This window comes from Streptomyces celluloflavus (genome assembly GCA_000720995.1).
GTDB classification, from domain to species: Bacteria; Actinomycetota; Actinomycetes; order Streptomycetales; family Streptomycetaceae; genus Streptomyces; species Streptomyces celluloflavus.
This window is the reverse complement of record JOEL01000001.1, coordinates 184,050-197,065: the sequence shown is the minus strand read 5'-3', so window position 1 is coordinate 197,065 and position 13,016 is coordinate 184,050. Positions and strand designations below refer to the sequence as shown.

Here is a 13,016-nt window from a genome sequence, read left to right as displayed (position 1 = left end):
ACGGGTGTCCGCCCCGGCCCGGTCCACGCGAGGGTCGGCGCGGTGGCCGGGCGGCGGTGGCCACCACGGCGACGTTGCCCGTCGGCCCGGCCGTCGGGCAACGAGGCGTGCGGGGCCTGCCACCGGCCGTTGGCCGCGCCCACCCGGGAGCGCCGGGGCGGCCGGGTGCCGCGTGGGTGCGGGCGTGTGCGGAGAGGTGGGCAACGGCGGTCGGGACACCGGTGGGCAGCCGGCTGTCCTCGGCCAAGTACATTCGGTGCACTGCCCGCCGACCGTGAGGAGGCCACCGGGCCATGGCCGTGGACGCCCTCGACGCGAAGATCCTCCGGCTGCTGCTGGAACAGCCGCGCACCAGTGTGCGGGAGTACGCGCGCCTCCTCGGCGTCGCCCGCGGCACGGTGCAGGCACGGCTGGACCGGCTGGAGCGGGACGAGGTGATCACGGCGTACGGGCCGCGGCTGTCCCCCGCCGCCCTCGGCCATCCGGTGCTGGCGTTCGTGCACATCGAGGTCACGCAGGGGCATCTGGAGGAGGTCGCCGACGCGCTGGCGGAGGTACCGCAGATCATCGAGGCGTTCTCCACGACCGGTGGCGGGGATCTGCTGACGCGGGTGGTGGCGCGGGACGCGGCGCATCTGGAGGACGTGATCCAGCGGCTGATCAGCCTGCCGGGTGTGGTCCGTACCCGTACGGAGGTGGCGCTGCGCGAGCGGGTGCCGCACCGGATGCTGCCACTGGTCGAAGCCGTGGGCGGCACCGCGAAGCCGCGTTGAGGGACTTCTTGGCATGCTGGAGGGCATGAGCACCTCCCCCGCCGCCCAAGGCTCCTCCGCACCGTCCGCTTCTTCCGCACCGCCCACCCCGGTGATCTTCGATCTCGACGGGACGCTGGTGGACAGCGAGCCGAACTACTACGAGGCGGGGCGCCGGCTGCTGGCCGGCTACGGCATCGCGGACTTCAGCTGGGAGCACCACACCCGCTTCATCGGCATCGGGACGCGCGAGACTCTGGAGATCCTCAGCCGCGAGTTCGGGATCGACGCGCCCGTCGAGGAGCTGCTGGCCGGGAAGAACCGGCACTACCTGGAGCTGGCGCGGGCGCATACCGAGGTCTTCCCCGAGATGCGCGCGTTCGTGGAGCGACTGCACACGGCCGGGCATCCGATGGCGGTGGCGTCCGGTTCGTCGCGGGCCGCGATCGAGGCGGTGCTCGCCGGTACGGGGCTGGACGCGCTGCTGACCACGGTGGTCTCCGCCGAGGAGGTGGCGCGCGGAAAGCCCGAGCCGGATGTGTTCCTGGAGGCCGCGCGGCAGCTGGGCGTCGGACCGGGCGACTGTGTGGTGCTGGAGGACGCGCCGCCCGGCGCGCAGGCGGCACACCGGGCCGGGATGCGGTGCATCGCGATCCCGTATGTGGCGCGGACGGCCGACGATCCGGCGTTCGCGAGCGCCGGACTGCTCTTCCGGGGCGGCCAGGCGGAATTCACGGCGCGGGCTGCGTACGACTGGCTCGGAGGGTGAGGCGGGACTCGCCGATGTCCCCCCGGGACACATGCTCGCGCGGCGTGGGGGCCGTGGCGACCTCGCCGTCCGCCACGAGGTGATCGCGGTGGTCGCAGCCGTCAACGAATGGCTGCGACCACCGCCCCTCCCCGCTTCCGCGAGACCTGTGCGGCTGATCCTCCCCGGACTTTCATCGAGCCGGGCGCGGGTCACCGATTGCCCAGGCCGTCGGACTCCACCACCCGGAAGCGTTCGGCGACGACGAGAGTGTCGTCATCAACGACGGGGGTGTGGCCCAGGAACTCGCTCACGCCGTCGCTCCGGAAGAACTCTTCGTGGGCTGCTCGCCACTGCGCCACGTCGGAGTAGCCGCGCCCCTCGTCCCGTGCGAAGTCGCCGTCGATCGCCTTCATGGGAACGACGCGTACGTCGACGAGCTCGATGGTGACGGCCGGGCGGCCTTCGGAATCGAGCACCGCGAATCGCTGACCGGCCGTCGGCACCGCCTCTCCGGCGTGCTCGAAGATCTCCAGGAGGCCGGTGAGCGCGGTCTTCCGACCGCTCAGGATCGCCGCCACACCACGGTCACGTTCCGGACCGGGAAAGGCGAGTTCAAGGGTCGGAAGATCGTCATGTCCCATCGGATGAACGTACGAAGCCCGGTCGCGTTGATCAAGGGGCGGCGCCTCGGTCGGGCCGCCGTATCCACCCCGTAACCGGACTCCGCCGTCTGCACGTTGCGCATCCAGCGGTGAGAGAGCGGGAGTTCTTTTCGCCACTCGGCAACAGGCCCCGGGATAAAGGGAATTCACCACATCGCTTCCGGCCGCCGGAGCGCGTCGCGCGGATCCGTCACCCGCAGCGGTCCAGGGTCTCCGCTGATTACCGAAGTCGGCATTGGGTTAGCGGGCCTCGCCGAACTCCATGAGTATCGCCGGAATGGCGAGCCGGAGATTATTCACGGCAGGTCACCGAAGTAAGCTCCCCGACAATGACGTGAATGCCGAGCTTCCGGGTGATCTCGTCATTCGCAGCACGAAGGAACTCCCAAGTGACGGCCGGCGGCAGGCGGAAGGATTCGCCTCTTCGTCCCCGCGGACGCGAGTGCGGGAGACGCGGGATACATGTCCGAATTGACGTCCTCCGTAACTGTTCCACCCCGTCGGTTTCACTGTCAAGAGGCGTTCGCCGGGGAAGCCGAGGGAGCGCCCCACCCCCGCGATCTTGTTGCACTAAAGTGGTTTAGCTGCTATCGGCACCCGGGCGCCATAAAAGGAATTCTTCGCCGGGGGAACAACCCATAGCGCGGCCGCATGTGTCGCTTCCGGCATTCTCGGCAGATACATTGACGGGCCATCAAGTCCTCGGATATGAACATCTCGCCCCGCATGACAGTGTTGTCATGCACTGTTTCGTGGAGGAGACACGTGATGGCAGAACGACCGGCAGCGGCCAGAGTGGACAGACGCGCGTTCATCAGGATGCTCGGCGCGGCGGGTGTGGCCGTCGGGCTGGCCGGTACGGCCACGCTGGCAGGACCGATGGCCGGGGTCGCGTTCGCCGCGGAGGAGGGGCGCACCCGCGCACCGCATCAGCCGTACCTCCACGGATACAACGCCGCCGGCCTCAAGTCGTGGACCCCCGACGGCGATCCGTACGCCAAGTACTTCCGCTCCCGGGTGCCGCTGGCCACCCGCATCGCGCCGTTCACCGCCACCCAGGCGAAGCCCGCCCTGGCCTCGAAGGCGCAGGTGATGAACATGTCGTACGACTACGACAACGCGTTCTTCACCGCCTACCGCTACAACGACCAGTTCGCCCGCCGGCTGATGCGCTTCTGGCAGTACAGCGATCTGTACAGCTCCTGGCACGGCATGCCGGTATGGGGCTCGTCGACCAGCGACCCGGAGCACGGGCTGATCAACCTGCCCAACCCCGCGTACACCGACGCCGCGCACCGCAACGGCGTGAAGTCGCTGGCCGGGTGGTTCTGGCCGCGGAACGGCGCCTTCTCCGCGTATCTGGAGCAGCGCCCGGACGGCTCCTTCATCGTCGCCGACAAGCTCATCGAGATGGCCGACTACTTCGGTTTCGACGGCTACTTCATCAACCAGGAAGCGTCCGTCTCGCAGGCGGACGCCACGCAGCTGATGGCGTTCCTGAAGTATCTGCGGGCCAAGGCGCCCGCCCGCTTCCACCTCCAGTGGTACGACACCATCACCACCGGCGGGCAGCTTCAGTACCAGAACCAGTTCAATGACGTGAACGCCGCCTGGGTGCAGCACGACGGCCGGCCGGTCAACCACAGCGTCTTCGTCAACTACGCCTGGAACGCGAGCCGGGTGGCCTCCTCGGTGGCCACCGCCAAGCGGCTGGGCATGGCGGCCCATGACGTGGTGTACCTCGGCACCGAGAACGAGAAGTACGGCTTCAATCCGCCCTACGACCCCCGGCTCGTCTTCCCCGAAGGCGGTGACGCGCAGACCAGTTGGGCCCTGTTCGGCACCCATATGGCGTGGGCCAACAACCCCGACCGCGAAAACCCGGACAAGCAGCAGAACACCTTCGTACGGGAACGGCGCTACTGGTCGGGGCCGAACGAGGACCCCACCCGCACCGGACGTACCGAGTACGTGCCGTGGACGGACAACGGGAGGCCCAACGACCCGGACAACCACCGCAAGTGGGACGGTGTCGCGCACTACATCGCCGAGCGTTCGGTGATCGGCGCGTTCCCCTTCGTCACCCGCTTCAACACCGGCCACGGCCGCGCCTTCTTCCTGGACGGTGTGCAGCGCTCGGACCGGGAGTGGAACAACGCCGGCAGCCAGGACCTGCTGCCCACCTGGCAGTGGTGGACGGCCAGCGGTGGCAGCGGAGCGCCGCTGAGTGTCGACTACGACCACACCACCGCGTACGACGGCGGCTGCTCCCTGCTGATATCCGGCACGCTCGGCCCGGCCAACCCCACCACGGTCCGGCTCTTCAAGACCCAGCTGCGCGTCGGCGGCGGCGAGAGCGCCCGGCTGGTCTTCCGTACCGACCGGCCCGGACAGCAGAGCGGTCTGGAACTGGGGCTGGTTTTCCAGGACGCACCGGCCGACTTCGTCTGGCTGCCGGCAGGCAAGACCGCGGCGTCCGGCTGGACCACCGCCGGGCTCCCGCTGGCCGCCTACGCGGGGCGCACCATCGCCGCGATCGCGGTCCGTGTCTCGGCCGACGCCGCCGCCTCCTACCGGCTCAACCTCGGTGAACTGGCCCTCCTTCCGGCCGGCACCCCCGCCGCCCCCGCCCGGCCGGCCCGCTTCACGGTCGACCAGGTCCATCCGAACGCCGCGGGCAACGGCGCCGAGGTCTTCCTGTCCTGGGACTTCGCCGCGCAGGGCGTCTGGTACTACGACATCTGGCGGCAGCGGGCGGACGGCACCCCGGAGCCGTTGGGCCGGGTCTGTGACGGGGTGTACTACGTCAAGTCCCTGACCCGGCAGGGCAGTGAGGCCGGCAGCACGCTGTCGTTGGTGGCGGTGGCCCCGGACGGTACGCGCTCCGCTCCGGCGACCGCCCGGGTCGACTGGGCCTGACCGCACCGCCCCGCGCGGCACCTCCTTCCGGTCCGTTCGGAGGGAGGACCGGCCGCCGCGACGTCTCACCACCGTCCCGGACGCCGTACGGGTAACTCCTCACGGGCCCGCGCCTCTTGGCGCGGGCCCGCTCGGCCGTGGGCCCGGTCAGCCGTGGGCCCACGGAGCGGCGCACGGCACCACCGCGCGGCCGGCGCACCGACGGACGCCGGCCCGCACCGGCACCCGGGTCGCTCCCACCCCATTGACGGAAGGTCTGGACCAATCTACCGTGTGGCGCGTCACGCCACATACGTCTCCAGGCCCCCCTCAGTTCAGCCGGCAAGCGTGCCCCACCCCCACACTCCCCCTCCCCCACCGGTCACGCTCACGGCCGCCGCGTCAGGACGCCAGTCGCCGTCGGCGGCCGGGCAGTGACCGGCGGCGCCCGCGGTCCCGAACCCCGGGACCGGCCCTGAATCCCGGACGGCCGCACGACGAGACGGTGGCTGCTGCCCACTCACCCGGAGTCGGACCGCCATGGACAGGACACCCTCACCGCTGCGGTGACGGCCCGTCATGGCCGGAAGGGAGCACCACGTGATCGGTCGGATATCACGTCTGCTGGGAATCGGCCTGGCGACGGCTTTCGTCACGCAGTTGCTGGTCGCGGCGGCACCGCCGCCGACGAGCGCACCGCGGAGCGACACCTGCGCGGTCAAGTCGAAGCCCGCGGGCAAGGTGCTCCAGGGGTACTGGGAGAACTGGGACGGCGCGTCGAACGGCGTCCATCCGCCGCTCGGCTGGATCCCGGTCACCGACACCCGTATCGGCGGTCACGGCTACAACGTGATCAACGCGGCGTTCCCGGTCATCCTCTCGGACGGCACCGCCCTGTGGGAGGACGGGATGGACTCGACGGTGAAGGTCGCGACGCCGGCCGAGATGTGCCAGGCCAAGGCGGCCGGGCTCACCACCCTGATGTCCATCGGAGGCGCCACGGCCGGTATCGACCTCAGCTCCAGCACCGTCGCCGACCGGTTCGTCGCGACGGTGGTGCCGATCCTCAAGGCGTACAACTTCGACGGCATCGACATCGACATCGAGACCGGCCTTACCGGCAGCGGCGACATCAACACGCTGTCTGCCTCGCAGGCCAACCTCATCCGCATCATCGACGGTGTACTCGCCCAGATGCCCCCGAACTTCGGCCTGACGATGGCGCCCGAGACGGCGTATGTCACCGGCGGCAGCGTGACCTACGGATCGATCTGGGGCGCGTACCTGCCCATCGTGAAGAAGTACGCGGACAACGGCCGGCTCTGGTGGCTGAACATGCAGTACTACAACGGCAGCATGTACGGCTGCTCCGGCGACTCGTACTCGGCCGGCACGGTCGAGGGGTTCACCGCGCAGACGGACTGCCTCAACAAGGGCCTGGTCGTCCAGGGCACCACGATCAAGGTGCCCTACGACAAGCAGGTGCCCGGACTGCCGGCGCAACCGGGCGCCGGGGGCGGCTACCTGGCGCCGGGCCAGGTGTCGCAAGCCTGGAACACCTACGGCGGCCAGCTGAAGGGACTGATGACCTGGTCCCTCAACTGGGACGGGTCGAAGGGCTGGACCTTCGGGGACAACGTCAAGGCGCTTCAGGGCCGCTGACGTCGGGTGCGGGCAGGGCGAGGGGTGCGACGGATCCGGCCCGGCTCCGTCGGCGCCTCCCCGCCCCGCCCGCGGTCCGTTGTGCGCTCACCGTGACGGCGTTCACCGTCTCGCAATGTCAGGCCGCCGGACGGCGGGTGAGAGAGTGTCCGTCGAGTGACGGCCGGCCATCGACGGTCCGGATACTGACAAAGTGGGGCAAGCATGAACGCGCCGTACGGCGAGAACGAGGGCCGGGTTCCGGAGGGCGACTTCGCCGCCGGATGGCATGTCCCGCCGCAGCCACCGCCCGGGAGCGCCGGCCAGCACGGCGCCGACGCCCACCACGGTGACGGCAGCCACCTCGGTTACCCCGGCCACGGCGAATACACCGGTCATCACGGCTACCTCGGCTACGACGACTACACCGGTCACGATGGCTACACCGGTCATGAAGGCCCCTACTACAGCTACCACGACCACTCCGGCTACCACGGCCAGGCGCCTCCGCCCGCACCGGAGTACGCCGCACCGCAGTACCCCGCACCGGAACTCGTCATCCAGGACGACGGGGCCACACCGCATTACGGCTACGGCTATGGCCACGGCTACAACTACGGCCACGCGTACGGATACGGGTACGGCCATGTCCCCGCGCAGGCCCATGGCTACGACGGCGCGGTGCCGCACGGGCAGGGTCCGGGCCCCGCTGTGCAGGGCGAGCCGTTCCAGGACGTGATGGCCGCGCCGCCGCGGACCACCGCGGCGGCGGTCGAGGATCAGGTCGCCGGTCCCGGAGAAACGTTCCCGTCCGAGTCGCCCGAACCGGCTCCGGCGCCGCCCGCCGAACCGGCTCCCGAACCGAAGCCGGCCGGCGGCTCCACCAACCTGGTGAAGTCCAGCGCCCTGATGGCGGCGGGCACGATGGTGTCCCGTATCACCGGCTTTCTGCGCACCCTCGTGATGGCCACGGCGATCGGCGTCGGCGCTCTCAACGACTCCTACCAGGTCGCCAACGTCCTGCCCACGATGATCTACACCCTGGTCGGCGGCGGCGCGCTGAACGCGGTGTTCGTCCCGCAGCTCGTACGGGCCATGAAGAAGGACGACGACGGCGGCGAGGCGTACGCCAACCGACTGCTCACCCTGGTCGTGGGGGTGCTCGCGGCCGTCACGGTGATCTGCGTGCTGGGGGCTCCGCTGCTGGTCCGGCTCATGTCGCCGGACATCTCCGACGATCCGCAGCGCATGGCCGTCACCGTGACCTTCACGCAGTACTGCCTGCCCACCATGTTCTTCATGGGCGTGCATGTGGTGCTCGGTCAGATCCTCAACGCCCGCAGCCGCTTCGGCGCGATGATGTGGACCCCGGTTCTCAACAACGTCGTGACCATCGCGACCTTCTCCGGGTTCATCTGGGCCTTCGGCGGCTTCACCGAATCCGGTGTCGACCCGGCGACCGTCACCCCGGAAGGAGTCCGGCTCCTCGGCCTGGGCACCCTGCTCGGACTCGCGGTGCAGGCGCTGGCCATGCTGCCGTACCTGCGCAACGCCGGCTTCCGGATCCGCCCGCGCCGTGACTTCAGGGGCCATGGCCTCGGCAAGGCCATGGGTCTGGCCAAGTGGACGATTCTCTATGTGTTCGCCAACCAGATCGGCCTGACGGTCGTCACCCGGCTCGCCACCACGGCGGGCTCCGCCGCCGAACGGTCCGGGCACCCGGGCTCGGGCATCACCGCGTACAACTTCGCCCTGCTGCTGTGGCAGATGCCGCAGGCCATCATCACCGTGTCGGTGATGACCGCCGTCCTGCCCCGGATCGCCCGCGCCGCCCAGGACGACGACGCGGCGGCGGTCCGCACCGACATCTCCTACGGACTGCGGACCTCTGCCGTCGCCATCGTGCCCTGCGCCTTCGCCTTCCTGGCGCTGGGCGTGCCGATCGCCACCCTGCTCTACGCGGGCTCCGGCGCCGAGGGCGCCCGGGGCATCGGCCATGTCCTCATGGCCTTCGGCCTGGGCCTGATTCCCTACTCGGTGCAGTACGTCGTGCTGCGCGGCTTCTACGCGTACGAGGACACCCGCACACCCTTCTACAACACCGTGATCGTCGCCGTGGTGAACGCCGCCGCCTCCGCCCTGAGCTACTTCGTCCTGCCCGCGCGCTGGGCCGTCGCCGGGATGGCCGCTTCCTATGGGCTGTCCTTCGCGGTCGGTCTCGGCGTCGCCTGGCGCCGGCTGCGCAAGCGGCTGGGCGGCGATCTGGACGGCTCGCGGGTCCTGCGTACCTACCTCCGCCTGATCGCCGCCGCGGCCCCCGCGACACTCGCCGGCGGGGGTGTGGCCAATGCCATCACCCAGGCCCTCGGCAGCGGCGTCCTGGGCTCGCTCGCGGCACTGGCCGGCGGCGGCTGCGTCCTGCTGGGCATCTTCCTCGTCCTCGCGCGGCTGCTGCGGGTGGCGGAGCTGAACGCCATGGTCGCGATGGTCCGCGGACGCCTCGGCCGGTGAGCTTTCGCCCTGTCACTTCGCCGGGGCCGCCCGTATCATGACCGGGCGGCCAACGCGAATTGATCATCACCGCACCCGACAACTCCCTCTCACCACCGGAGCAGAGCGATGAGCAATCCTTTCGAGAACCCCGACGCGCAGCACCTCGTCGTCGTCAACGACGAGGGGCAGCATTCGCTGTGGCCGGACTTCGCCGAGGTGCCCGCCGGCTGGACGGTCGCCCTCGCCGCCGCCGACCGCCAGGCATGCCTCGACTACGTCAACGAGCACTGGACGGACATGCGTCCCAAGAGCCTGGCCGCGGCCATGGACGCGCACTGACGGACGCGCCGCGCGAGTGCCGCGGTAGCGCCGTCAGTCCGCCGGCCCGAGGTCGGCGACCACGGCGGCGATACCGCGGACCGTCGGTTCGTCGAAGTACGCGTACAGCGGGACGTCGACGCCGAGCCGGTCGAGTATCCGGGCCGAGATCTGGGTCATCGTGATCGAGTGGCCGCCGAGGTCGAAGAGGTTCTCGGTGTCGCCCAGCCCGGGGAGCCGGAACACCTCGCGCCAGATCTCCCGCACCGTGTCGAGGGTGCTGCCGGAGCCCGCCGACGGCACGGTGACCGGCTCGGGCGGGGACGGCAGCGCGGACCTGTCGAGCTTGCCGTTCGGGGTGGCCGGCAGGGCGTCGAGGCCGATGAAGACCTCGGGCACCATGTAGCCGGGCAGCGAGGCCGCCAGGGCGCGCCGGAGTTCGTCCGCGCCCGCGCCGCCGGTGTGATAGCCGATCAGCCGGCCGTCCCGCACCGCGGCGGCGGCCCGGTCCACACCGTCCACCGCGAGCAGCCGCGATTCGATCTCGCCGAACTCGATCCGGTAGCCCCGGAGTTTGATCTGGTCGTCGGCCCTGCCGAGGAACTCCAGCCGTCCGTCGTCGAGCCGGCGCACCCGGTCGCCGGTCCGGTACAGCCGGCTGCCCGGCGGGCCGAACGGATCGGGCAGGAAGCACTCGCTGTCCAGCTCCGGTCTGCCGAGGTAGCCACGGGCGAGGCCGGTCCCGGCGAGGTGGAGATCGCCGGGGACACCGACCGGGACCGGCGTCAGGCGGGCGTCGAGCACGACGGCCCGGGTGTTGGCGAGCGGCCGGCCGATCGTCACCCGGTCCGGGTCGGGGCCGATCTCGTCCGAGGTCGCCCAGATCGTCGCCTCCGTCGGTCCGTAGACGTTGACGAGCCTGCCGACCTTCGGGCGCAGCCGCCGGGCGAGCGTCAGCGGGAGCGCCTCACCGCCGGTGAGGGCCGTGACCGCCGGGTCGTCGAATCCGGCGTCCAGGAGCATCGCCCAGCCGGTGGGGGTCGCCTGGATGTGGGTGACCCCGTGCCGGGCGGCCAGTTCGGTCAGCGCCGCGCCGTCCCGTGTCTGCTGCTCGCTCGCCACGACCACGGTGGCGCCGGTGATCAGCGGGAGGAGGAGTTCCAGGCCGGAGATGTCGAACGAGACCGAGGTCAGCGCCAGCCAGCGGTGGTGGGGGCCGGCGTCGAGCAGGTCCCGGATGGCCAGCAGCAGGTTGGTCAGCGAGCGGTGCGCGATCTGCACGCCCTTGGGGCGGCCGGTGGAGCCGGAGGTGTAGATGACATAGGCCAGGTCGTCGGGTGCCGGTGCGTCGGCTTCGGCCGGCCCGTCGGCTTCGGCCGGCCCGTCGTCCGCGAGGTCGGCGTCGCCCAGTTCGCGGGCGACCCGGGCGTCGGCGGTGATGAAGTCGAGCCGTTCGGCCGGGTAGTCCGTGTCGAGCGGGATGTAGGCCGCCCCGGCCTTGAGGACGCCGAGCAGGCCCACCACGAGCCGCTCCGAGCGGTTCGCCCGCACCGCGACGAGCGAGCCCGGACCGATGCCGTCGCCGCGCAGCCGGGCCGCGAGCCGGGTCGCGGCGGCATCGAGTTCGGCGTAGGTGAGGTGGCGGTCCGCATGGCTGACGGCGATGGCGTCGGGCCGGCGGGCCGCCTGTTCCGCGATCAGCTCGGGGACGGTCCGTTCCGGGTACGCCACGGCCGTGTCGTTCCAGCCGGTGAGCAGCCGGTCGCGCTCGTCCGGGGCGAGCAGCGGCAGCGCGGCCAGCTCGGTCGCCGGGTCGTCCACGGCATGGCCGAGCAGGGTCAGCCAGTGCCGGGCGATGCTCTCGGCGGCCGGGCGCGCGATCGACCGCGGCGGGTACTGCATCAGCACGCGGAACTCGTCGGAGCCGTCGATCAGTTCGACCCGCAACGCGTTGCGGGCGGTGTCGTGGGAGAGTCCCCGCTCCACCGAGGCGGCGACCCCGGGGAACTCCGGGGCGGCGGACGGGCGGTGGTACGAGAGGGAGACCGGTGCGAGGGCGACGCCCGGTCGCACCCCGGCGCCGGCGCGTCCGAGCGGCACCTCACGCACCCGGTACAGCTCCCGCAGCCCGGTCCGGACGGCGCGGGCGAAGTCCGCGAAGGGCATCCCGCTCTCCGGCGGGGAGGAGAAGGGCAGTTCGTTGACGTGGACGCCGATGTGCTCCTGCTGATCCGGCGTCCGGGTGCCGAGGTCGAGGGCCGTGACCGGCACCCTGTTGCCGTACCGGAACAGGAGGGCGTGCAGGGACGCGACGAGCAGTTCGAAGCGGGTCACGCCGATCCGGGCCGCCGCCGGTCCGAGGTGCTCCCGCAACTCCCCGGGCAGCCGGAGCTCCACCGACGCGCCGTCCTGCACCCCTCGGGCGGGCCGGTCCAGACCGGGGAGCACCACGTCGTCGTCGCCGAGCGGGTGCGCCGCCCAGTAGCGGCGCGCGGCGGGCAGTTTGGCGGTGATGCGCCGCTCCTCGTCGGCGGCCGCTCCGTCCGGCGGGAGCGCCGACGGTGCGGGATCGCCGCCCGCGGCCGCCGCCGTGTAGTACGCCGCGAGGTCGGCCACGAACAGCTCCAACGAGTGCCCGTCGAAGACCAGATGGTGGACGACGACGAGCAGCCGGTGGGTGCACGGACCGGCGACCTGGAGCACGATGCGGCAGAGCGGGCCACGGGCGAGGTCGAACGGCGTCCGGATGTGCTGCCGCGTGGCCTCCTCGCTCGCCGGCTCGACCACCAGCGCGGGCCGGACCGGGGCCGGGCGCAGATAGGGCACACCGTCCCGGTCCTCGACCGCGCTGGTGAGCTCGGGGTGCCTGCTCAGTACGGCGGCACAGGCGTGGCGCAGCGCCTCGGTGTCGAGGCCGCCGTCGAACTGCACGGTGAACGAGACGTGGTGCACGGCCCCGCAGTCGTCGAGCAGTTCGTTGAACCAGATTCCGCTCTGCGCGGCGGAGGCGGGACGCGTCTGGGGCGGCCCCTCGACCGAGGCATGCGGATTCGCCGGGGCATCGGACATCGAACACGTCCTGTCACCGTTGTGGGGAGGCCCGTTGGGGGCGCTTTCCCGGGTGCGGCGGCTGAGGAGTGACTCCAAGCCGATCGGGCGCCCTCAATCTGCCCGATCATGACCGACATTTGCAATAACTTGATCGCTCTTCTCTGCTTCTTGACACACTTTCTCGCCCTTTGCTGACTCTGGGTGCCTTCTCCTGCCGTTCCGCGATCCCCCTGCCCCCTCCTCGCTCTTTCTCGCTCTTTTTCTCGCCCGCCATCGACCGGAATAGCCGTCCGAACTCCGCGGCGCCCGGGGACGGTCGGCGGGAGCCCAGGCCCCCGCGGCACACCGGAACCGACGTGTCCGGACCGGGTTCCCCCGCCCTCCTGAGCGGCGAACGTGCAGGTGGGCGAGATCCGGCGGCGCCACGGGGCCGCGCCGGGAGTCTGTCCT

At 71.0% G+C, this 13,016-nt stretch carries 8 protein-coding genes; 6 read left to right on the top strand and 2 right to left on the bottom strand.

The genetic code is table 11. From position 1 onward, the window contains the following. Nucleotides 1–293 precede the first annotated feature (293 nt). A complete protein-coding gene (locus tag IH09_RS00690) occupies nt 294–773 on the top strand; it encodes an Lrp/AsnC family transcriptional regulator (RefSeq protein ID WP_052853223.1) in 480 nt (159 codons plus the stop codon). Nucleotides 774–798: 25 nt separating this feature from the next. Further along, on the top strand, nt 799–1,521 hold the full coding sequence (locus IH09_RS00685) for an HAD family hydrolase (protein ID WP_052853412.1): 723 nt from the start codon (nt 799–801) through the stop codon (nt 1,519–1,521). 191 nt (nt 1,522–1,712) lie between these two features. Here IH09_RS00685 and IH09_RS00680 read toward each other — a convergent pair whose 3' ends face one another. After that, nucleotides 1,713–2,144, bottom strand: a complete 432-nt coding sequence (locus tag IH09_RS00680) for an ASCH domain-containing protein (protein WP_052853222.1) — start codon at nt 2,142–2,144, stop codon at nt 1,713–1,715. A gap of 789 nt (nt 2,145–2,933) precedes the next feature. On the opposite strand from IH09_RS00680, the gene IH09_RS00675 reads away from it, so the two are divergent. From IH09_RS00675 to IH09_RS00660, 4 genes are all read left to right on the top strand, one after another. After that, nucleotides 2,934–5,084, top strand: coding sequence for an endo-beta-N-acetylglucosaminidase (locus IH09_RS00675; protein WP_190233171.1), 2,151 nt, complete (start codon nt 2,934–2,936; stop codon nt 5,082–5,084). 582 nt (nt 5,085–5,666) lie between these two features. Continuing rightward, nucleotides 5,667–6,725, top strand: a complete 1,059-nt coding sequence (locus IH09_RS00670; protein WP_190233178.1) for a glycosyl hydrolase family 18 protein — start codon at nt 5,667–5,669, stop codon at nt 6,723–6,725. A gap of 204 nt (nt 6,726–6,929) precedes the next feature. Further along, entirely contained in the window at nt 6,930–9,215 is a 2,286-nt protein-coding gene (gene murJ, locus IH09_RS00665) for a murein biosynthesis integral membrane protein MurJ (RefSeq protein WP_052853219.1), read from the top strand. Between the two features lie 108 nt (nt 9,216–9,323). Then, nucleotides 9,324–9,536 carry an MbtH family protein gene (locus IH09_RS00660; protein ID WP_052853218.1) on the top strand — a complete coding sequence of 71 codons (213 nt, stop codon included), beginning with the start codon at nt 9,324–9,326 and terminating at the stop codon, nt 9,534–9,536. Nucleotides 9,537–9,569: 33 nt separating this feature from the next. On the opposite strand, the gene IH09_RS00655 is transcribed toward IH09_RS00660, so the two are convergent. Then, entirely contained in the window at nt 9,570–12,584 is a 3,015-nt protein-coding gene (locus IH09_RS00655) for a non-ribosomal peptide synthetase (protein ID WP_052853217.1), read from the bottom strand. Between the last annotated feature and the right edge of the window lie 432 nt (nt 12,585–13,016).

What these genes read in the sequence shown, in the direction of transcription:
- IH09_RS00675 (WP_190233171.1), top strand. Translation starts at nt 2,934, where the DNA reads ATGGCAGAACGACCGGCAGCGGCCAGAGTGGACAGACGCGCGTTCATC.
- murJ (WP_052853219.1), top strand. Translation starts at nt 6,930, where the DNA reads ATGAACGCGCCGTACGGCGAGAACGAGGGCCGGGTTCCGGAGGGCGAC.
- IH09_RS00690 (WP_052853223.1), top strand. Translation starts at nt 294, where the DNA reads ATGGCCGTGGACGCCCTCGACGCGAAGATCCTCCGGCTGCTGCTGGAA.
- IH09_RS00660 (WP_052853218.1), top strand. Translation starts at nt 9,324, where the DNA reads ATGAGCAATCCTTTCGAGAACCCCGACGCGCAGCACCTCGTCGTCGTC.
- IH09_RS00680 (WP_052853222.1), bottom strand. Translation starts at nt 2,144, where the DNA reads ATGGGACATGACGATCTTCCGACCCTTGAACTCGCCTTTCCCGGTCCG.
- IH09_RS00685 (WP_052853412.1), top strand. Translation starts at nt 799, where the DNA reads ATGAGCACCTCCCCCGCCGCCCAAGGCTCCTCCGCACCGTCCGCTTCT.
- IH09_RS00655 (WP_052853217.1), bottom strand. Translation starts at nt 12,584, where the DNA reads ATGTCCGATGCCCCGGCGAATCCGCATGCCTCGGTCGAGGGGCCGCCC.